Origin of the sequence: Psychrobacter immobilis, from assembly GCF_904846285.1 — a bacterium.
In the GTDB taxonomy this organism is placed as follows: Bacteria; Pseudomonadota; Gammaproteobacteria; order Pseudomonadales; family Moraxellaceae; genus Psychrobacter; species Psychrobacter immobilis_D.
In genome coordinates, this window is sequence record NZ_CAJHAD010000004.1 from 1 (window position 1) to 21,985 (window position 21,985).

The window sequence follows — 21,985 nt, forward strand, 5'->3', positions numbered from 1 at the left end:
TGATCACTTGAGCTCGGAAGTCTGCTGAATAGGTCATATATTCTTATACCATTTCGCTTGTTTTAAAACAATTGTATCTTATTTATAAAAGACTGACTATATAATCAGAAGTCTTCAACTCAATCAACTATAGTATTAAACCATTGATATCTTATGAAAGACAAAATCTTATTTATCTTATCTGTTCTTGTTGCCTTTTTATTTGGTGTTTTAAGCACCTATTTGTTTATGACCAAACAGCAAATGGATCGGGTTATGCAGACGAAACAGCAAACCCCTATAGACACAAATAATCAAAATGGCTCTAATCAAGCAAGTAATACTTTAGTGAAGTTAGAGAGTTACGCAAATAATATAGGCGCAGGGAAATTATCAGCTGATCCAAACACAAAGGTATCATCTCCCTCTACTAATGATTACTCACAGCAGCAAGCTATAAATATCGTTAATGATATGCCGGATTACGTCCTAGGTCAGTACGTTGATAAATTTATGGCAAAAGGCTCCAGTGATGTTATCTCAGATAAAAGACGGTTTGCCCAGCGAGCTGTCGAAGAACTATATAAATCAAATGACAATCAACCATTAGTAGGCAATGTGAAATTATCTTTAAGTCCAGTAATGCCGCCAAACTCTTTAGATACTTCAACCCTGAATAAAGATACTAAGCTATTTGCGCATTTGGACACAGATGGTAAAGTCTCTGCTAGCCCTTTTGTATTTGTAAAATGGGTTAACAATCAAACAGGGCAAGTGTTGTTATTTGAGAAAAAGAATATTGTCGCTTACAGTAATCAGAATTGGGTAAGTTTTAAACCATATGATGGCTGGACTCCGGGAAGCTATGATATTCGTTTTTATCAATTTACCTCAGAGCTTCAGCCAGTCGCTCAATTGACTTATAGTATTTACGCCGTAATTGAGTAAGACCTGAAAATTAAAACCCGCAAGGCGCATCAATAGAGGCAATCACACCGCCACCCAGACAAACCTCATCGATATAGAATACTGCTGATTGCCCAGGTGTGACTGCACGCTGCGGCTCATCGAATAGTACACGGACTTCACTGCCGTCATCACTTAGCGCGTAAACACGGCAGGCCTGATCAGGCTGACGATAGCGCGATTTTGCCATACAGCGTAAGCCATCTTGGCCAAAAATATCAGCAGGCGGTAAGCCATCGACCCAGTCAAGCTTATAAGCTTGTAGTTCATTACTTAGCATCATCGGATGCTCATGACCTTGACCGACGATTAAACGGTTCTTGTCCAAATCTTTTGCCAGTACAAACCAAGGCTCTTCAGGACGGTCTTTGACCCCGCCAATACCGATGCCGCCGCGCTGACCTAGGGTGTAATACATTAAGCCATCATGCTGACCTATCACATGACCATCGTCGGTGATGATATCGCCTTTTTGTGCTGGCAAGTACTGCTGTAAGAAGTCTTTAAAGCGACGCTCACCAATAAAGCAAATGCCGGTTGAGTCTTTTTTGTTGGCGGTAATTAGGTCATGTTCTTCAGCGATTTGGCGCACCACTGGTTTTTCAAGCTCGCCAACTGGAAATAAGGTCTTAGCAATTTTATCGCCACCGACCGCATGTAAGAAGTAACTTTGGTCCTTATTGTTATCCAGTCCGCACAATAGCTGGGCGACGGTTTCGCCATTGCTATTTTCATAGTTCATGCTGCGGCGTGTATAGTGGCCGGTGGCAATATAGTCAGCACCAAGGGTCAAAGCATAGTCTAAGAAGGCTTTAAACTTGATTTCTTTGTTGCATAAAATATCTGGATTTGGGGTGCGTCCGGCTTTATATTCGGCTAAGAAATGCTCAAAAACCCTATCCCAGTATTCCATCGCAAAGTTGGCGGTATGCAGCTTGATACCGATTTTGTCACACACCGCTTGCGCGTCTGCTAAATCATCCATCGCCGTACAGTATTCGGTGCCGTCATCTTCTTCCCAGTTCTTCATAAACAGACCTTCCACTTTGAAGCCTGCTTGCTGGAGCAAAACAGCAGAGACGGAAGAGTCAACGCCGCCCGACATCCCGACAATCACGTGCTTGCTGCTAGGATTGTCAATATCGGCAAGCGTCAAAGGACGATGGACGCTAAAAGAGTCTGAAACGGGTAGGCTTGAGGTGTTTGGCGTGGCTGACATAAAATTGCTCAACAATTTATACGTTATCCAAAATTGGAAATGACGCTATTCATTAATAAAACGACTAAGAGTGATAGACTTAGTCAGCGGATAAGGTCATCTCGTTTTTTGGACTGGGTATTTTGGTCTAAGTATTGTGATAAAATAAGCGTCATATTATAACAGTTAATTGAAAGCGGTGGCGACCTATGCGCGCCTACTGTGAGTAAAAGCGCTTGAGAAATTTAGATAGTGATTCTAAATTATTTTAATCACCCCTAATTCACTTGGAATAATAATGATAAGAATTGGTCAAGGTATTGATGTTCATGCTTTTCATAATAATGGTCAGCAGCAGCAATATGTCATACTGGCAGGTGTGCCGATAGAGCATACGCATAGTTTGCTTGCGCATTCTGATGGGGATGTAGTACTGCATGCGCTTGCTGACGCCCTGCTTGGCGCATTGGCACTTGGTGATATTGGGCAGCATTTTCCAGATACTGATGCGGCGCACGCCGGTTTGGATTCGCGCGTCCTACTCCGTTATGTGTATGGTAAAGTCCAAGCAGCCGGCTATACTTTAGGCAATGCCGATATTACCGTCATGTGTGAGCGCCCAAAATTGGCACCCTATAATCAAGCGATGCGCGAAAATATCGCCAGTGACTTGCAAACCGATGTGAGTAATGTCAGCATTAAAGCCACAACGACTGAAAAACTGGGCTTTACTGGTCGGCAAGAGGGCATCATGGCCAATGCCGTGGTATTATTGGTGCCGAATATGAATCTGGCTAGCGACAACATGGCTAGCGATAATGTTTCTGATGTTAATACGCCTGACGTTTAATCCCTAATAGCAAGCGATTAGATGATGGTTGCAATATAACGGCAATTGCCCCATGTAGCAGCCACATGCCAAATTTAATGTGACACACCTCTGTTTGATAATAATTTTTGATTTTAATAAATAGGAGCTTTTATGAGCGAGCAAACCCCAAATACTGCTGCAAACGATGTTGAACAGCTGATTCGTGATCAAATCAAAGACAATAAAGTCATTCTTTATATGAAAGGCACGCCGCAGTTCCCGCAGTGTGGTTTTTCTGCCAAATCGATTGAGGTTTTGACGCAGATTGGCCGTCCATTTGCCTTTGTTAATATTTTAGAAAATCCAGAAATCCGTGCAACATTACCAAAGATTGCTAACTGGCCAACCTTTCCACAGTTGTGGATTGATGGCGAGTTGATGGGCGGTTCAGACATCATTTTACAAATGTACCAATCAGGCGAGCTTAAGCCTTTGGTTGAAGCCAATAGCCCTGCTGCTTAATATTTAAGCGCTTTTATTGGGCAGCTTATATGTCTCAATAAATGGTTTAAAGGATTTTTGAAGTATTGAAGCACAGTAAACCCGAATAGCCTTCCTTAATAGATTGGATGGGTTGTTCGGGTTTTTTTGTCTATGCAATTCATTGTTTTTATAGCTTTTAGCCCCATATAGTGTCCAAGATAAATATATTTTGCATAAAGGAGAGGGTTATATGAATAATCAATTACCAAACACGGAATTAACGGAGCAACAAGAAGCAACTGAAAAAGCAGCCATTGAAAAACGCCGCGAGCATTTAAAAAACGAATCAACCCGTTTGATTGATATGGCAGACAATGAGCCAAATTCTGCCCTTAAATGTATTCATCATTTAAGCGTGGCAGGCGGTGCAACCGAGGCGACTTATATTGCTATTGAGCAGCGTATCTTCGCTGATCAAGATGCTGCCGGTGCCTATCATCTAGCATTATTGGCGCAAAATACCCCAGATTTACCCATCGATGCGCGTCAACTTATCGAGCTTGTGGTCAATAAAGGTGATAACGCTCAGCGTTTGGCCTTGTTAAAAAACTTGCCATTACCGCCAGTTGAGATGATTAAAGAGCAAATCTTGGCTAGCGATGATGGTGATGCTATTGGGCAAATGAATGCCTATTTGCAGATTAACCCAGAAGGTTATGGCAGCCACCATATGCTGGCAAGTGGGCAGTCCGACCGTATTGTACCGCTCAGTCCGGGTAAATAAATCCCACCTAGGCTCATCAAGCTTCTATTGATGCACCTTGATAGTTAATTGGAATAATAATTAATTTGAATAGTTTTTCGTATAACGTTTTTTCAGCGGTAAAAAATTGTTATAATTACCGGCTATCTAACCTATCTTTAATGGCTCATCTGAGTCGTTATCTCTTTTTAAATTCGACTGACGTCTATTTATCGGCAGCCATGCTATTTGAACATAGCCTCTGGCTCACGGTTGCGTTAAAAGTCAAGTGAGGCATACATGCAATACCCAAAAACTTACGACGTGGTAGTGATCGGTGGCGGTCATGCTGGCACAGAAGCTGCTTTGGCGGCCGCACGTATGGGTGCGCAAACTTTACTTTTGACGCATAACATTGAGACACTAGGACAGATGAGCTGTAACCCTGCGATTGGTGGTATCGGTAAGTCGCATTTGGTGCGTGAAATTGATGCGCTTGGTGGCGCTATGGCATTGGCGACGGACAAATCCGGTATCCAGTTTCGCGTGTTAAATAGCCGTAAAGGTGCTGCTGTTCGTGCCACGCGCGCACAAGCAGATCGTATTCTTTATAAAGCCGCTATTCGCCATACGCTTGAGAATCAGCCAAATCTTGATATATTCCAACAAGCAGCTGACGATATCTTGGTCGAAAACGGTCGTGCAACGGCAGTTGTGACCGCAACGGGTATTATCTTTAATACTCAAACCGTGGTACTCACCTCAGGTACGTTTTTAGGCGGGGTTATTCATATCGGTCTTGAGAATTCAAAAGGTGGACGTGCAGGCGATCAGCCTTCTATCAAACTTGCTGACCGTTTACGTGAATTGAAATTACCCGTTGGTCGCTTAAAAACAGGGACACCAGCACGTATCGATGCGCGTAGCGTTGACTTTAGCGTGATGACGGTACAGCCAGGCGACACACCTTTGCCGGTGATGAGCTATATGGGCGATGTCTCCATGCACCCTGAACAGGTTAATTGCTATATCACTCATACCAATGCGCGTACCCACGATATTATTCGTGAAAATCTAGACCGCTCACCGATGTTCTCTGGAAAAATCGAAGGGGTAGGTCCGCGTTATTGTCCGTCTATTGAAGATAAGATTCATCGCTTTGCCGATAAAGACAGCCATCAAATTTTTATTGAGCCAGAAGGTTTGACCACGCATGAGCTATATCCAAATGGTATCTCAACCAGCTTGCCGTTTGATGTGCAATTAGACTTTATCCATAGTATGAAAGGCTTAGAAAATGCGCATATTACACGCCCAGGTTATGCGATTGAATATGATTATTTCGATCCACAAAATCTAAAACCAACGCTTGAAACCAAATCGATTGAGCGCCTGTACTTTGCTGGTCAAATCAATGGTACGACCGGTTACGAAGAAGCGGGCGTGCAAGGTCTATTAGCCGGTACCAATGCCGCACTGGTCACCTGTGAAAACAGTGAGTTTGATGTTTGGACACCGCGCCGTGATGAAGCGTATCTTGGCGTGCTTGTCGATGATTTGATTACGCATGGTACCACTGAGCCATACCGTATGTTTACCAGTCGTGCAGAGTATCGCTTACTGTTGCGTGAAGACAATGCTGATCAGCGCTTAACCGAAACTGGTCGTAAGCTTGGACTAGTAGATGATGTGCGTTGGCAGGCGTATGAAGAAAAAATGGAAGCCATTGCTTCAGAAACCGCACGTCTTAAAGATATTTGGGCAACCCCTGCTAATGCTTTAGGTCAGCAAGTAACCGAGCAGACAGGAGAGGTGCTGTCTAAAGAATCCACTGCTTATGACTTATTGAAACGCCCACAAATACATTTTAATGATATCGCTGCTATTACAGGTTCGGAAGTTGATAACCAAGTTGGCGAGCAAATAGAGATATCGGTTAAATATGCCGGCTATATTGATCGTCAGCAAGAAGATATCGACCAGATGAAGCGTTTAGAAAATACAGCCCTACCAATGGATTTTGATTATAGCGTGGTGTCAGGATTGTCCAATGAGATTGTACAAAAGATGGCGCAAATTCGTCCAGCAACTTTAGCACAAGCGGGACGTATTAGCGGTGTGACACCTGCCGCTATTCAGTTACTAGCGATGACCGTTAAAAAACAGAAAAAAGCACAAGCGGCACTGAATGCGTCGTAGCAATAGCTTAAAAGACAAAAGCTCAAAACTAAAAAACCAACCTATCAAAAAGTGTTAGCTCAAAGCCTAAAAAATATAAAAAAGCCCATAATGAGAAATCGTTATGGGCTTTTTTTGTCAAAATATCGCCGTTATGAAAAGAAAGTCGCATACCAGCTTGTCTTGCTTGCCGTTTTATCTCTATACTTATATGACGAATCATCCTACTTATCATTTATTAATTTATCTCGCTGTTGTCTATAGTATGGTGGGCTTGTCACCGAATTGAGCTTGTTTATGACCGCTGCTATTATTTTTGCCATCACCATTGTATTGCCCAACCTTTTTTTGATGGGGTTGGGTTTTTTAATGCAAAGGCGCGGTGAGGCGAGTCAAGCTTTTATCGATCAAGCATCCAGCTTTGTCTTCAATTACTGCTTGCCTTGCTTGTTGTTTTTTAGCGTCGTTGATAGTGAGGTCGATTATGCGAAGCAAATGATTTTAATCATGGCTGGTATCCTTGTAACCTTTATTTTATTTATTGGGGCAGAGGTTTATGCTAAGTTTTTTATCCCTAAGCCTGCCGACCAAGGCGTGTTTGTACAAGGTATCTTTCGTAGTAATATGGCGATTATCGGGCTGGCAACAGTTGCCAATGCCTACGGAGAGCAGGGCTTAAGTATTGGCGCCGTCTATATGGGTGTGGTGACGATATTATTTAATATCTTAGCAGTTATTACGCTGAGTCGTGTGTCCAAAAGCGCAGACGATACGTGGGTCAGTCGCAGCATAATGGTTGTCAAAAAACTGTTTACTAATCCATTGATTATCGCCTTATTAGCGGCATTTGCTTATAAATCGTTACCGCTACCGCCTATTACGGGCGTGATTCATACGACTGGCGATTTGCTGGCAGCGGTGGCATTACCGTTAGCGCTGATTTGCGCTGGTGCGAGTATTGATCTAAAGTCGATGTTGCATCCGTCTGGGTTGTCCATGCAGGCCAGCATTGGACGTATTGTCATTGCCCCTTTTGTAGCGATAGCCGTTGGGTTAAGTTTTGGCTTATCGGGCATGCATATGGGCGTGCTGTTTTTAATGGCGGCATCACCAACTGCGGCTGCCAGTTATGTGATGGCAAAGGCCATGGGTGGTAATGATATATTGGCTGCTAATATTTTAGCATTTACAACCGTGGTAGGAATGTTTGGCATGGCGATTGGCGCGGCAATACTACGTGTGTTAGGGTGGATATAGCGTCAATCATTACGCTTAATCATCCTGTTTAGTCATCGCGTTTAATTATGGATATAAAGTAAATAATAAATTGATAAAAAGGAGCATCCAACGTGCAGTTATTAAATCAAGCAGTCGTGACAGAACATCTCAATATGCAAGCGGCTATTGACGCCATTGAAGCGATGTTACATCAGCAAGCGGCACACCCTAAGTGGATTAAAGCGCCTGAGCGTTTAGTTATTGAGACGTTTAGCGAAGATGACAAACACAGCTCAGGCTCGCATCTATCGATGCCCGCTACGATTTATGATGGGGAAAAAGAATATACTGCCGTGAAATTGGTGACCATTTGCCCTGATAATCCCAGCCGTGATATGCCAACGACTACCGCCCTTATTACCGTATCTGATAATGATACTGGCGCCATATTAGCGATTATGGATGGCATTTATATTACCCAAGTGCGTACCGCAGCATTGTCAGGTATCGCCACCAAATATATGGCAAAGCCTGATTGTCAAAGCGTGGCAGTGGTCGGCTGCGGCGGCATGGCTTATGAACAATTGCATGCTGTATTAACAGTCCGTCCTGAGATTGGAACGGTTTACCTATGGAATAGAAGCAGTGAAGGCGCTGAACAATTTAAAACGTGTTTTGAGCGTGATTATAGTCAATGGAACGTTGATATAAGCATTTGCGAAAATATCAATGATGCTATCTGTGATGTGGATATTATCAATGTAGCCACGCGTGCGACGGAAGGTTTATTTGATAGCAATCATATTAAGCCTGAGGTGCATATCAATGCGGTAGGAGCATATCAGCCGTCGATGAAAGAGATCAGTAATGAGGTTATCGCAAATAGTAATATGGTGGTGGTTGATGACTTAGCGGGTAGTCGCCATGAAGCAGGTGATTTGATTCAAGCGCACGATAGTTCTGATTGCGCATGGACATGGGATGACCTTAGTGGCGATTTACAAGCGCTCGTAACCAAAGAGATAGTAAAAACAGAGCCTGGTATCACTTTGTTTAAATCAGTCGGCGCGGCAAGCTTTGATGCCGCTGTGGCTCTATATGTGGCGAAACAAGCCAAACAAAAAATCTTTGGTACTGCAGTTGATTGGTAAGAATACTGACGGCTTTTAACGCCAATATTTGAATGTTTTTATCCCAACTATTATTACCATTAAAAAGCCCCCTTTTCAAATTAGAGAAGGGGGCTTTTAACATCGAATGTCATTTATTTAATGTTATCTTTATTGCGTTTATTTTCAATACGCTGTTTGCGCTTGGGGCTAATATGATAAGTAAAATAGCCGGCAACGACCATCACCGCAATAAAGGCCACGATATATAATAATATTGATAAATCGATAAAGGCCGAGGGTTTCATGACCGTAATCTCATTAGGGTTTATCAATAATTATGCGAGCATGGCGGTCTATTGTAAAGTAAACAAGTTTAGCTCAGGTGTAAGTTCCAGTGAACGCAAACGCGCTGCCTGATCATAAACATTGGCGGTGACAATCAATTCATCGGGCTGATACTGTGCAAGGAATTTAGCAAGTTTAGGTTTGACGGTTTCGACAGAGCCAATAAATGAGACCGATAAAGCGCTGTCTACCATCATTTGCTCGGCAGGGCTCCAGATGCTGTCCATATCGTAAGTTGGCATTGGCATTTGTCCGCGCTCACCGCGACGTAGACGTACAAAACTTTGCTGCGCTGATGTAAAGTGATAATGGGCTGTCTCATCATCGTCAGCAAGTAACAGGTTTGCCGCCAGCATCACATAAGGCTTAGCGAGATGCGCCGATGGTTTAAACTGTTCACGATACGCACTAATTGCTTGTGCCATCATCTGTGGCGCAAAATGCGAGGCAAAAACGTATGGTAGGCCTAAATGCGCCGCTAAAGTCGCGCCAAAAAGCGATGAGCCCAGTATCCAAATAGGAATGTTAGATTTCGCCCCTGGAAATGATTGCACAGGACTGTCATCGGTGCCATCACCTAAGAAATACATCAATTCTTGTACATCTTGCGGAAAACGATCGGCGTCTTGCATTTGACGACGCAACGCTTGAAAGGTAGCACCATCTGTACCCGGTGCGCGGCCCAGACCCAAATCTACGCGGTCGCCATATAGTGCCTGTAAAGTACCAAATTGCTCAGCGATGACTAACGGCGCATGATTGGGCAACATAACACCACCAGCACCGATGCGTATGCGCTTGGTTTGACTACCGATATGCGATAACAGTACCGAAGTTGCGGCACTAGCAATGCCGGGCATATTATGATGCTCGGCCATCCAATAGCGGTTAAAGCCAGATTTTTCTGCTTGCTGAGCAATGGCAACTGTCTGTGCAATGCCTTCAGCGATGGTTTTGCCTTCAGGAACGGGTGCTAAGTCTAAAAAAGATAATGGGATTGTGTTGCTCATGATTCACCTATTGTTATGATGGCGCTATTCAACGACATTCTTATAGTTAGTTTTTTAAACATCAGTAATAAAATAAAAAGCATTCTGATTATTCAATAGCTCATATGATGGGGCGATTAAATCAAATATAAAGGTCAACGCTCAAGGTAATAACAAATCGTAATAATTCGAGGCGCGTATAAGAGTGCTGCGCAGATTTCTTACCGGAATCAATAGCGTCATAAAAGAAAAAAGCAAACGGCACCGCTATCTATTGATAACGGTGCCGTTTGTATTTACTAGAAAGACGATTGTTAAACCATGATGCTTGAAGTCGCTGCTAGTGACTTAAGCGCCGCTGCTTAATAAGCTACTGACTAAGTTAAGAGTTACTGACTAAATTGTTTTTGGCATAACTCCATAAAGGCGCGTCCGTATTGACGAATTTCTGCATCATCACGTACCGCCATCCAACTGGTAAAACGCCCGAAATGGTCAACAGGAATGGCAGTCAGGTTCTGATAATGGCTTGGCTCAAATGCCATTTCGGCGATGATACCAATGCCCAATCCTAATCCTACATAGGTGCTAATCACATCCGCATCAAGTGCTGCCAATACAATGTCTGGTTCAAGTCCTGCATCGCTAAAGGTTTTATCAATGGCGCCACGCCCTGTAAAGCCGCCGTGATAAGTCACAATCGGATAGCTGGCAAGCGTTGGTAAATCAATCGATTCCAGTCCTGCCAGCTCATGGTCGCTTGGTACAATGACGCGATGCGTCCAGTCATAATAGCGGTAGCAACGTAGATAGTTATTGTGTAGTAATGACTCGGTGGCAATGCCAATATCTGCCTGCCCGCGAATGACCATCTGCGCGATGGTTTCAGGATCTGCCTGTTGTAGGATTAAATTAACCTTGGGGAAGCGTTCTTTAAATGCTTTGACCACTTCTGGCAATACATAACGCGCCTGTGTATGCGTAGTGGCAATCGTTAGCGTGCCAATATTGGGGTTATTAAAATCCAGACTGAGATTTTCAATGGTACGAATTTCCGCAAAGATAGACTCGATGTGCGGCATAAGCGCTGTGCCCATGGTTGTCAGCCCCGTCAGGCGTTTGCCTTGGCGTACGAACACTTCAGTTTTAAGCTGGTTTTCAAGTGCTGCAATATGTTTTGATAGACTCGATTGGCTGGTGTGCAGCACGGTTGCTGCTTGACTTAAATTATAGCCATTGATTACCGTATGCCACACTGTTTCCAACTGCTTGAGTTGGATTTGTAGATGCCGCTGATTGACTACTACGTCGATTGCCATCATTTAACCCTATGTATAAATATACAAACCTCGTCTGTATATAAAAATAAAAACTTACAAATATTCAATAAGTCGCTAGTGTAAATCAAAGCTATTATTCTTGTATATAATAAATGGCTATGAATTTATATTAATTTGGAATATAGGATGGTTTATTTGTCTTAAATTGACAATAGGACTTTAAAAAAATATGCAATTGAAGAAAGACGTTTTTAATATTTAAGTAAGCTACTGATACATGAAGTTACTATTATGAAATAAATAGCGTGGCTAGATACTGTGGTTATTAACTTAATGCAAAAACATCTAGTCAAGGTTAGCGTTCTCAAGTACCATAATTCAATTTTGTACTAATGATGGTTTTTGTGCAACGCTGAGCAATTTTTATCCATCCTTTTTGTCTATATTGAATAAGAAATGATTGATAAAAATTGTGCGCAGTTGTGTTATTTATCTCAATTTTTGGTGATTGATTATGTCTGCTGTCCAACCTATAACGCCTGAACAACCGATTGCCAAAAAATCATGGGGAGAAGCCGCCAAAGCTTATTTAGACCCACGTGTGATTATCATGCTGTTTTTAGGGTTTTCAGCCGGTATTCCCATTCTGCTTATTTTTTCCAGTCTGTCGTTATGGCTGCGCGAGGCAGGTATTGACCGTAGCGTTGTCACTATGTTTAGTTGGGCGGCATTGGGATATTCATTTAAGTTTATTTGGGCGCCATTAATCGACGCGCTGCCGGTGCCTTTTTTGACTAAATGGTTGGGTCGTCGCCGTAGTTGGATGGTGGTATCACAGCTGCTCATTGTATTGGCTATCTTTTTGATGGCGACGGTTAACCCTGTTAGCGAAGACGTATTGGTTTATATGGCGGGTGCGGCGGTTTTGCTGGGATTTTCTTCTGCCACGCAAGATATCGTCATTGATGCTTACCGCATTGAGCTGGCACCGCCATCGATGCAGTCTATTTTGTCCTCTATCTATGTGTCAGGTTACCGGGTTGGTATGATTGTCGCTGGGGCAGGCGCGCTATATTTAGCAGATTATTTTGGTTCGACAGAAACTTCTTATAGTTATGAAGCGTGGCGTAATACCTATTATATTATGGCTGGGGTTATGACCTTGGGTGTATTGACCACCTTTGCCAGTTATGAGCCAACCGCTGAGATTTTGCAAAGTCATAAGCAAAAAAGCAACCTCAAAGTTTTCCTAATTTACTCAGCGTTACTATTAATACCAGCCTTATTGTTTGGTGTCGTATATCTTATCAATATCCTTATTAATAAGGTTTTTGATAGTACCATTGCCCTGATACCGCTAATGGCAATGCCGAGTATTAAGTTCTATTTTATAGCGTTGGTTGTGTGTGCACCTCTGCTGCTGTTGTACTTTATGATTAATCAACCTAAGATTATTAATAAAGCACCATTGGTGGCTGAAACGCGCGAAGACTACGTCAAGTTGGTTTTACTGTTTGTGTTTGCCGTCGTAGCATTTGTTGCGGCCTATGTCTTGATAGGGCAAGTACTGCCAGAGTTTGAAGGCGTGTTTGTCAGCTTCATTAGTGAGACATTGCATTTACTAGTAAGCTTAGCAGCAGCACTGGCAGCAGGTTATGCATTGGTAAAAGTCGGTTTAGTCAAAAAAGAAATTGCGATGGCAACGTGGATTGAGCCTATCTTAGACTTCTTTAGACGCTATGGAAAAAAAGCATTTTTGTTATTAGCGTTGATTGGTTTATACCGCATATCAGACATTGTGGCAGGGGTGATATCAAACGTCTTTTATCAAGATATGGGCTTTAGTAAAACCGATATTGCCAATGCGGTAAAACTGGTTGGCGTGATTATGGCCATCGCTGGTGGTTTCTTAGGCGGTCTATTGGCGCAGCGTTTTCGTATCATGCATGCCATGATGATTGGTGCCATTCTCGCTTGTGCGACCAATTTATTATTTGTGGTGCTGACCTATAATCCGGGCAGTTTACCCATCATGTATATGGCAGTAATATTTGATAACTTAGCTGCTGGTCTTGCCAGTGCGGTCTTTATTGCATTCTTATCAGCATTGACATCTATACGTTTTACCGCGGTACAGTATGCTATTTTTTCTTCATTGATGACCTTAATACCAAAAGTAATGGGTGGTTATTCAGGTTCTATCGTTGATAGTATGGGCTATCCGTTCTTCTTCATTTTTACCTTTGCGATTGGTATTCCAATTCTTGTGCTGATTTACTTTGTCGATAAATATATCGTCATTGGCGATAACGACGATATTTATGGCGACAGTGATGGTGAAGGCGGCAAAGGTATTGGTGATAAGTTAACCAAAGCCAATCCGAATCTGACGGATACCAAAGAGCCACCACGTGCCTCAGAATAGCTAAGACAATAAAATATAACCAGTTCGACAGCTTTATTCAGTAAACAGTAATTTTATGAGTTATCTATGACAGCATTTACCATTGGTCAAATAAAACAGCAGATTCAGCAATTGACGAATGAGTCTGCGAGCAGCAGTTTGCCCTCATTTTGGCTCACTGATTGGTTGTTGTTTGTCATCGATAAACCAAGCTCATTTTTAATCACTGATGAAAAATATCAGATGACCGATAGCGAGCTTGAGCAATTTCATGTGGGTGTGACCAAGATGCAGCAGGGCACGCCGTTGGCGTATTTAACTGAACAGCAAGAATTTTGGTCGCTGAACTTTAAAGTAAATGAGCATACTTTAATACCGAGACCGGATACTGAGATATTGATTGAACAAGTATTAACTTGGATACAATCTCAGCCAAAAAGTGCGGATAAGGATAAAAAGCCAAAACGCCTATTAGATTTAGGGACAGGCTCAGGTTGTATTGCTATTAGCTTAGCACATGAGTTAAAACAAAATCATGTCAGTAGTTCAGCAGAAAACTGGCAAGTGATTGCCGTTGACTTATCTGCAGAGGCGCTAAAAGTCGCTAAGCACAATGCAATGGTAAACGAGGTTGCTGATATTAAGTTTATTAAAAGTAGTTGGTATGATGCGCTGTCTATTCAGGATGAGCCATTATTCGATGTGATTGTTTCTAACCCGCCTTATATCGATGAAGAAGATGAGCATTTAGCAAGGTTAATTGCTGAGCCGATTAGCGCTCTGAGCTCACCAAATCATGGACTTGACGATATAGAACATATTATCCAGCATGCGCCGCAACATTTGAATGTAGGTGGGCTTTTAGCAATTGAGCATGGTTTTGATCAAGGTGATGCTGTACGGCAGCTATTTTTGAATAGGGGTTTTGAGTCAGTATATACCGTACAAGATTATGGTGGTAACGATCGTGTGACGCTCGGCCAGTTACTATAAAAATACGCAGTTGCTGTCAAAATAAGTTTCAGTGCTAAGCCTTGGTAATGACTATGAGTGGCATTTATGAGTGATATTAGAGAGACGGAAATGTTAGGAGATGCGGAGCTGCTGCGTTATGCGCGCCAGATATTGCTTGATGGTTGGGATATTGATGCTCAATTACGCTTAAAAGCATCGCGAGTGGTTATGGTAGGCGCAGGTGGTTTAGGTTGCCCCGCTTCTGAGACACTCGTGCGGGCAGGCTTGGGACAAGTGCACCTAATAGATGATGATATAATTGAAGCCAGTAATTTACAGCGCCAAACGCTATTTTTACCTGAGGATATCGGTAAACCTAAAGCGCTTACAGCGGCGCAGATGCTCAGCAAAATTAATCCTCTTATCAGTGCTCATGGTACAGTGGCAAGGTTGAGCGAAGATAATGCTTATGAGCTACTTGATATGGCATCTAGCAAACCTGATTTACTCCTAGACTGTACTGATAACTTCGCCACCCGTGATATTATTAATCGTATTAGTGTCCGTTATCAGATTCCGTTGTTATCTGCTTCAGCGATAGCCATGCAAGGACAGTTGGCATTATATGAGCCGCAATTAAATACCGGCTGCTATCATTGTGTGTTTGGCTCAGTGGTGCTAGATGCCGCCGCAGACGAGCGGACCTGTGCCAATTCAGGGGTACTTGCCAGTACCACAGCCATCATGGGTAACTTACAAGCAAATGCCGCCTTACAGTATCTAGGATTAACCAAAAATCCACTGACAAATAAGCTATTAATATGGGATGGTAGCCAGATGCAGCAACGGCTAATGGGCTATCGAAGAGATGCACATTGTCCGATTTGTGCCAAGCATTAGCAAATTGCTCAACCTTTTTAAGTCTCCACATCCTCATAACCTCCTTTTTATTGCCATAGTTGTTTTTTATGAAAATCCATCGTCCGCATTTATTAAAGCACACCTTTAATGTTGTTAATCGCATTCGCCAAACCGCGAGTGTGGCTGGTTTGTCTGCACTAAGAGTGGCAAAAGGTGAAAAACCTGATGCCATGCTGCTAAAAGAAACCTTTGAACAATTAGGCACGACCTATATCAAAATCGGGCAGTTTATTGCCAGTACGCCGTCACTATTCCCGCGCGAATATGTGCAAGCATTCCAAAGCTGTCTGGATCAAACGACTCCCTTATCCTACACTTATATTGAACAGGTATTAAAAGAGGAACTAGCCGTTGATGGGCTAACGCTTGAGGAGATGTTTGCTCACATCGATGCAAAGCCGTTAGCATCAGCCTCTATTGCCCAAGTTCATGCGGCGCGTTTGCATAATGGCGATGAGGTGGTGCTAAAGGTACAAAAGCCGGGTGTTGAAACCATTATGCAAACGGACTTGGGCGTGTTGCACGGCGTGACCAAATTGGTTGAGCTACTAATGCCTTCGATGCGCTTTGCCAGTATTGCGCCAATTATCGATGAGATTCGTCTGCGGATGCTTGCCGAAACCGATTTTATCGCTGAGGCGCAAAATATCCGTGATTTTCAGCAATTTTTAGCGATATCAGGAAATACACGCGTCGTTGCGCCAACCGTCTATGAAGAGCTGACCACCAAGCGTGTACTGACCATGAGCCGCTTATATGGCGTCTCTATGGTAGATGAATCTGTCATGCGTCAGTATTGTAATGACCCTGCACAAGTAATGGCAGATACGCTTAATACGTGGTTTGCCAGTCTTATGCTATGCAATAGTTTCCATGCTGATTTGCATGCGGGCAATTTGATGCTATTAACCGATGGGCGTATTGGATTCTTAGACTTCGGTATCGTTGGTAAATTGAAAGCTGAGAGTTGGCGCGCATGTATGGGTATGATGCAAGCGATGCAAGACAGTGATTATCACGCAATGGCACGCCATATGATTGATATGGAGATGACCCATGGCGACAATCAGGTAGATGTGGTGGCATTGGGCAATGATTTGCAGCGCATGATGAAAACCATTATGGCTGAGGACAAGGCTTTTACCAGTGGTGTGCCTTTTAATAGTAAAGAGCAAGCTGATGAGTTAAATACAATGATGTTGGAGATTGTTGAGGTCGGCAAGCGTCATGGTATTCATTTCCCACGTGACTTTGCCTTATTGACCAAGCAGATGCTCTATTTTGATCGTTTTATGCGTACGCTTGCCCCTGATATGGATATGTTTAGTGATCAACGGGTACAGATGCTTGGGCAATCAGAAACCGCCGAGCAAGCCAGTCGTCCAATCCAAAATATTTCTTAGCAGTAATCGTTATAATTAGAACTCTTTTATTTTATCTTTGCTTGGTTATATATCACTGCTTTTAACACAAAGGATTGTGTGCTTTTTGCCACAAAATGGCTCTGTCATGATGACTGTACTTAAAAGCCGTGCTACTACTATCATTACCAATGAAACAGCGGTTGCTTGTATAGGGTTGTATTGTTTGGCGGTGGTCATGGGATTTGGGCGGTTTTTATTTACCGCAACCTTGCCTGATATCATGACGCAATTATCGTTATCGACGGTCATTGCAGGCTGGCTGGCCTCGGTTAATTACAGTGGCTATTTCATTGGGGCGCTCATTGCGATGTTTGTGCCCCATCGTTTGACATGGCAAATGCTCATAGTATGGACAGCAGTCAGTGTCGTCACCACCATGTTATTAGTGGTGCCAAATCTGTCATTGAATCTCTGGTATGTCATTCGGCTATTCTCAGGTATCGCAAGCGGCGTGGCGATGATTTTGAGCTCATCACTGGTGATTCAAAGCTTTAGTCATGAGCGCCGCTCGGTACTCTCAGCACTGCATTATGCGGGTATTGGCGTCGGTATCAGCGCTTCCGCCGTACTGACGTGGTGGTTGTTAACGCTCGGCTATCATTTCGATATCATTTGGCTGGTAGCAGGGATTATCAGTCTACCGTTATTATGGCTGCTTTATGCCATCAGACCAGAAAACTCAACTCCATTTAAATCAAAAGCAAATAACTCGCAGACATCCCAATTACAAACCTCTAAGCAACAAGCCGCTGAATTAAAATACGGTAGTCAGCGGCTGTCCGTACAGCAAACTTATCTCAATTTTAAACATTCTTTATATGAAGCAGTGGCTGGTCATACTAAGGCGATTGTATTACTGTCGGCAAGTTATGTGTTGGCGGGGTTTGGGTATATTACTTCGGCGACTTTTTTGCCAGTGATGGCGGCACAGCGGCTCACGACACAAAGCTATGCAGGATTACTGATTTGGCTTGTGGTCGGGATTTTTGCCATGCTATCAAACCCTATATGGGGCGCGCTTGCCAAGCGTATCGGCGAGACTAAAACCTTAATGGGGTTAACGTTATTGCAAGCGTTTGGTATGGGCTTACCGATATGGTTCGATGGCGCTATTGGCTTGTACGGTAATGCGGTGATTTTAGGCTTAACCTTTGTTGGCATGGTTTCAATGACGCTAAATTTGATTAAAAACATTAATCCTGCTTACTCTAACTTATTGATTGGTCTAGCGACTTTGGCCTATGCCATAGGGCAGTTCATGGGACCGCTCGTCACGGTGGCGCTGGCGGGTAAAACTGATAATTTTAATGCCGGTTTACTGGTCGCTGCTATCGGCTTATTATTAGGATTGACTTTAGTCTTCTTTTTCCGGCGTCAAACCCAGCGCCGATTCTTGTTTAATCAATAACTACAATTAAAACAAAGATAAAAGTCACAGCCTTATTAACTTCAAACTAAACCACGCTACGGCTAAACACTTCCCGTAGCTCAAAGCTGGTATGCACTTGGGCAACACCTTTGATGCGGTTGAGCCTATGCAATAAAAACTCCTCATAATGCGCCATATCGCGTACGCGCACTTTGATTAAGTAGTCTTCGGTGCGACCGGTGACAATACTACAGCTAACCACCTCATCAAAACTTTGAATTTTCTCTTCAAAATGCTCGAAGCGGTCTGCAGTATGGCGATCCATACTAATCGCAATAAATACGGCTAAAGGATAGCCAAGTTTTTGTGCATCGGTTTGGGTGTAGTAGCCAGTGATAATACCTGCCTCTTCTAAGCGTTTGATACGGCGCGCGCAAGGGGTCGCCGATAAGTTGACCCGCTCGGCAAGCTCGGTAATACTCATACGCGCTTGGGTTTGTAATAAGCGTAATAACTGTTTGTCGGTATCATCAATATCTATAGATAAAGAATTATCCGTATGATTATTTAACATCGAATATCATCTATTTAGTGAAATAACCTAATTATAGCTTCAATAATGATTTTTATCACTAAATTAGTATGTATTCAAGTAAAATAAAGCTGATTTCTAACGCATAGAATTTGTTATTATAATGGCATAAACTTTTATTATCTCATATGATAAAGAGTGCTTGGTCATTAGTTGCCCAGTTAAAACCTCTACTTCAACTCAGCTCTTTATGTTATCTAAGGATTGATTATGCCTAATCAAGCAACACGCCATGCAGACAATACCTCTGCAAAAGTCACCCCAAAAAATGCCGCTTTTGATTTCCGTAAATATCGCCCTTTTGCGTTTGCACCTGTGCTGTCAGATCGCACTTGGCCGAGCAAAACGATTGAGAAATCACCAGTTTGGGCAAGTGTGGACCTGCGTGATGGTAATCAGGCGCTGATTGATCCAATGACGATTGAACAAAAAATGCGCTTCTTTAAAACCTTAGTGGACGTTGGTTTTAAAGAGATTGAAATTGGTTTCCCCTCAGCGGCACAAGTTGAGTTTGATTTTGCGCGTAAACTCATTGAAGAAAACCATGTCCCTGCTGATGTCACCTTGCAAGTATTGGTGCAGGCTCGCGAGCATTTGATTGCCCGTACCTTTGAGTCATTGATAGGGGCGAAGCGTGCCATCGTCCACGTTTATAACTCAACGTGCCGTATCCAACGCGAAAAAGTATACGGTAAAAATAAAGCAGAAATTAAAGAAATTGCTATTGCTGGTGCTAATTTATTGGTCGAATACGCGGCCAAATATCCAGAAACAGAATGGGTATTCCAGTATTCACCAGAGAGCTTTAGCCAAACCGAAACCGAATATGCGGTCGAAGTTTGCGACGCGGTTTGTGATGTTTGGCAGCCTGAAAATGGTCAAGAAGTGATATTAAACTTGCCAGCGACCGTTGAAGCATCAACGCCCAATGTATTTGCCGACCAAGTTGAGTATTTCTGCCGTCATCTTGCCAAACGTGAGCTTGTCACCATCAGTTTGCATACCCACAATGACCGTGGCTGTGCCGTAGCTGCTGCTGAACTTGGCGTGCTTGCTGGCGCAGATCGTATCGAGGGTACCTTGCTTGGTAATGGTGAGCGTACCGGCAATATGGATATTATGGTCATGGCGATGAACTTGTTTAGTCAAGGCGTCGATCCAGAGCTTGATTTTAGTAATATGAGTGAGATTGTACAAGTCGTGAGCGAATGTAATAATTTGCCACTTCATCCACGTCATCCGTACGTTGGGGAGCTAGTGTTTACCGCCTTTAGTGGCTCGCATCAAGATGCTATCAAAAAATGCCTCGATTATAATGAACAGCATGCCGAACAGACGGAAAATGTTTGGGATGTCGCATATTTGCCGATTGATCCGGCGCATATCGGTCGCAGCTATCAAGACGTGGTTCGTATCAATAGCCAATCTGGTAAAGGCGGCGTTGCTTATATCTTGCAACGCAACTATGGCTTTAATTTACCGCGCTGGATGCAGATTGACTTTAGTGGCGTAGTACAAAAACAAGCGGAAAGCGCTGCTCGTGAACTGCAGAATGATGAAATCTTACAGACCTTTGAAGACACTTATTTGCAACAAGGCAGCTTTGAGCTTCTAGATTATAGTGTCAATAACAAAGGCGGCGAGGCGTACTTTAACGGTCAAGTACAGATGAATGGCGATACCATTACTATTGATGGTACGGGTAACGGTCCTTTGTCTTCATTTATTGACGGACTTGCACAGCACACGGGTAAATCTATTCATGTCATTAATTACGCTGAGCATGCGATTAATCCGCAGCATAATAGCGGTAATGGCATCGATGATGATACCAATAATGACAACAAAACCAATGCTAATGCTGCTGCTTACATTCAACTAAATGTCGACGGCGACGTTTATTCAGGGATTGGTACTTGTAGCAGTACCGTATCGGCCATGCTTAAAGGCGCGTTATCTGCCTTTGCTCAGGCAGTAAATACTGTCGCTGCTTGATAAGATTCTTAGTATTAGTATTAAGACAGTTCATTTAATACGATAATCTATAACGTCATGGCTTTTGCAATTCGCAAATCAGTCATGACGTTATTTTTTTATGGAAGAAACTATCCTAGCAGCATGCTGTTTTAAAGGTACTCTTTTTATATTGAAATAATTATAACTGAGTGAGTGCTTAGCTACGTCTTTACCGACTAATAGCATAATGTTACTTGTGTTTTTGGTGTCTAAGACTTACGCTAATGTATACATCATTCATTATTATAATAGTAGAAAAATAAGGTTAATTATGGAACCTATATCATTTGCTTCATTTACATTGGCATCTATTTTAGCGTCACTGCCAGCGAATGGTGAAGCCGTCAGTAAGCCCACGATTACCACGCATATCAGTCCCGCCATTGCCGGACAGTGGGAGATAGATTTAGATAGCAGTATCACCATGACCAAAGAAGCGAAAGCCAGACAAGCGGCATCAGAGCAGCAAAAAGGAAAAAGTAATGAGCCAAAAGTAAGCGCTGATACAGAGGGTGGCGTGTTGACTCAAAATGAAAAACGTATCGTTAATATTCAACCAAGCAGTAGTAAAAAATTAATGGCTTCAGCGGCAAAGTCCAATCAATGCCGTGAGTTATATAACTTTGCTGCCGATAATGAGATGTGGGCGGTCAGTGGTAAAGAATGGACCTATGGTCGCTACCTAGTTACGCATCGCGAAGAAGGATTACCGATTATCGCCATCAAGACAGTTTATGACAATAATGAGGTAGATTGTTCAGGCAATCAGATAGATCAGACGGATGAGGCTTTAATAGCGTTTTTAAACCATGACGGTAATCAAATGCAATGGTGTGCCGACCCTGATGGTAAAGAATGCTTTATGAATTTCACTAGAGTGTTGCCATAGCATTTTATTATCATCTATAAATTGTCATCTGTAAATTGAGAATCCTCATTTATAAAATCCAGACGCAATAAAAAAACCGCTATCCATTTGGATAGCGGTTTTTTTATTAACTTTC

The 21,985-nt window shown here is 42.8% G+C and carries 20 protein-coding genes; 14 read left to right on the forward strand and 6 right to left on the reverse strand.

Annotated elements, in window-relative coordinates:
- Window positions 1-153: 153 nt before the first annotated feature.
- Entirely contained in the window at window positions 154-927 is a 774-nt protein-coding gene (locus JMX13_RS03770; protein WP_201609696.1) for a hypothetical protein, read from the forward strand.
- A 10-nt stretch (window positions 928-937) separates the two neighbouring features.
- Here the strand turns inward: JMX13_RS03770 and mnmA are convergent, their stop codons facing one another.
- Complete coding sequence (mnmA, locus tag JMX13_RS03775) at window positions 938-2,164, reverse strand: tRNA 2-thiouridine(34) synthase MnmA (RefSeq protein WP_201609700.1); 1,227 nt, start codon at window positions 2,162-2,164, stop codon at window positions 938-940.
- Between the two features lie 277 nt (window positions 2,165-2,441).
- On the opposite strand from mnmA, the gene ispF reads away from it, so the two are divergent.
- From ispF to mnmG, 4 genes are all read left to right on the forward strand, one after another.
- Window positions 2,442-2,993 carry a 2-C-methyl-D-erythritol 2,4-cyclodiphosphate synthase gene (gene ispF / locus JMX13_RS03780; RefSeq protein ID WP_201609701.1) on the forward strand — a complete coding sequence of 184 codons (552 nt, stop codon included), beginning with the start codon at window positions 2,442-2,444 and terminating at the stop codon, window positions 2,991-2,993.
- Between the two features lie 132 nt (window positions 2,994-3,125).
- Complete coding sequence (gene grxD, locus JMX13_RS03785; RefSeq protein ID WP_025653310.1) at window positions 3,126-3,476, forward strand: Grx4 family monothiol glutaredoxin; 351 nt, start codon at window positions 3,126-3,128, stop codon at window positions 3,474-3,476.
- A gap of 211 nt (window positions 3,477-3,687) precedes the next feature.
- Complete coding sequence (locus tag JMX13_RS03790; RefSeq protein WP_201609703.1) at window positions 3,688-4,221, forward strand: hypothetical protein; 534 nt, start codon at window positions 3,688-3,690, stop codon at window positions 4,219-4,221.
- Between the two features lie 258 nt (window positions 4,222-4,479).
- Window positions 4,480-6,378, forward strand: coding sequence for a tRNA uridine-5-carboxymethylaminomethyl(34) synthesis enzyme MnmG (gene mnmG, locus JMX13_RS03795; protein ID WP_201609711.1), 1,899 nt, complete (start codon window positions 4,480-4,482; stop codon window positions 6,376-6,378).
- 28 nt (window positions 6,379-6,406) lie between these two features.
- Here the strand turns inward: mnmG and JMX13_RS03800 are convergent, their stop codons facing one another.
- Window positions 6,407-6,580: a hypothetical protein gene (locus tag JMX13_RS03800; RefSeq protein WP_201609713.1), complete on the reverse strand. Its 174-nt coding sequence runs from the start codon at window positions 6,578-6,580 to the stop codon at window positions 6,407-6,409.
- 74 nt (window positions 6,581-6,654) lie between these two features.
- Here JMX13_RS03800 and JMX13_RS03805 point away from each other — a divergent pair, with 74 nt between their 5' ends.
- Together JMX13_RS03805 and JMX13_RS03810 are read left to right on the forward strand one after the other, a co-directional pair.
- The gene (locus JMX13_RS03805) at window positions 6,655-7,614 is read left to right on the forward strand and encodes an AEC family transporter (protein ID WP_201609715.1); all 960 of its coding nucleotides are present in this window, start codon (window positions 6,655-6,657) and stop codon (window positions 7,612-7,614) included.
- 92 nt (window positions 7,615-7,706) lie between these two features.
- Complete coding sequence (locus JMX13_RS03810) at window positions 7,707-8,726, forward strand: ornithine cyclodeaminase family protein (RefSeq protein ID WP_201609717.1); 1,020 nt, start codon at window positions 7,707-7,709, stop codon at window positions 8,724-8,726.
- 113 nt (window positions 8,727-8,839) lie between these two features.
- Here JMX13_RS03810 and JMX13_RS03815 read toward each other — a convergent pair whose 3' ends face one another.
- From JMX13_RS03815 to JMX13_RS03825, 3 genes are all read right to left on the reverse strand, one after another.
- Complete coding sequence (locus JMX13_RS03815; protein ID WP_201609719.1) at window positions 8,840-8,992, reverse strand: hypothetical protein; 153 nt, start codon at window positions 8,990-8,992, stop codon at window positions 8,840-8,842.
- Window positions 8,993-9,040: 48 nt separating this feature from the next.
- Complete coding sequence (locus tag JMX13_RS03820; protein ID WP_201609721.1) at window positions 9,041-10,042, reverse strand: LLM class flavin-dependent oxidoreductase; 1,002 nt, start codon at window positions 10,040-10,042, stop codon at window positions 9,041-9,043.
- Window positions 10,043-10,410: 368 nt separating this feature from the next.
- The gene (locus tag JMX13_RS03825; RefSeq protein WP_201609724.1) at window positions 10,411-11,340 is read right to left on the reverse strand and encodes a LysR substrate-binding domain-containing protein; all 930 of its coding nucleotides are present in this window, start codon (window positions 11,338-11,340) and stop codon (window positions 10,411-10,413) included.
- 475 nt (window positions 11,341-11,815) lie between these two features.
- Between JMX13_RS03825 and JMX13_RS03830 the strand changes: the two genes are divergently transcribed.
- From JMX13_RS03830 to JMX13_RS03850, 5 genes are all read left to right on the forward strand, one after another.
- A complete protein-coding gene (locus tag JMX13_RS03830; protein WP_201609732.1) occupies window positions 11,816-13,726 on the forward strand; it encodes an AmpG family muropeptide MFS transporter in 1,911 nt (636 codons plus the stop codon).
- Window positions 13,727-13,792: 66 nt separating this feature from the next.
- Window positions 13,793-14,698 (forward strand): peptide chain release factor N(5)-glutamine methyltransferase, encoded by a 906-nt coding sequence (gene prmC, locus JMX13_RS03835; RefSeq protein WP_201609734.1) that lies wholly within the window; start codon window positions 13,793-13,795, stop codon window positions 14,696-14,698.
- A gap of 66 nt (window positions 14,699-14,764) precedes the next feature.
- Window positions 14,765-15,559, forward strand: coding sequence for a HesA/MoeB/ThiF family protein (locus JMX13_RS03840; protein ID WP_201609736.1), 795 nt, complete (start codon window positions 14,765-14,767; stop codon window positions 15,557-15,559).
- 68 nt (window positions 15,560-15,627) lie between these two features.
- Window positions 15,628-16,983, forward strand: coding sequence for an ABC1 kinase family protein (locus JMX13_RS03845; RefSeq protein WP_201543040.1), 1,356 nt, complete (start codon window positions 15,628-15,630; stop codon window positions 16,981-16,983).
- A gap of 106 nt (window positions 16,984-17,089) precedes the next feature.
- Complete coding sequence (locus JMX13_RS03850; RefSeq protein ID WP_201609738.1) at window positions 17,090-18,412, forward strand: YbfB/YjiJ family MFS transporter; 1,323 nt, start codon at window positions 17,090-17,092, stop codon at window positions 18,410-18,412.
- A 46-nt stretch (window positions 18,413-18,458) separates the two neighbouring features.
- Here the strand turns inward: JMX13_RS03850 and JMX13_RS03855 are convergent, their stop codons facing one another.
- Window positions 18,459-18,947 (reverse strand): Lrp/AsnC family transcriptional regulator, encoded by a 489-nt coding sequence (locus tag JMX13_RS03855; protein ID WP_201609746.1) that lies wholly within the window; start codon window positions 18,945-18,947, stop codon window positions 18,459-18,461.
- A gap of 228 nt (window positions 18,948-19,175) precedes the next feature.
- Between JMX13_RS03855 and leuA the strand changes: the two genes are divergently transcribed.
- The gene (leuA, locus tag JMX13_RS03860; RefSeq protein WP_201609748.1) at window positions 19,176-20,960 is read left to right on the forward strand and encodes a 2-isopropylmalate synthase; all 1,785 of its coding nucleotides are present in this window, start codon (window positions 19,176-19,178) and stop codon (window positions 20,958-20,960) included.
- 292 nt (window positions 20,961-21,252) lie between these two features.
- On the forward strand, window positions 21,253-21,870 hold the full coding sequence (locus tag JMX13_RS03865; RefSeq protein WP_201609750.1) for a hypothetical protein: 618 nt from the start codon (window positions 21,253-21,255) through the stop codon (window positions 21,868-21,870).
- The last annotated feature ends 115 nt before the right edge of the window (window positions 21,871-21,985 follow it).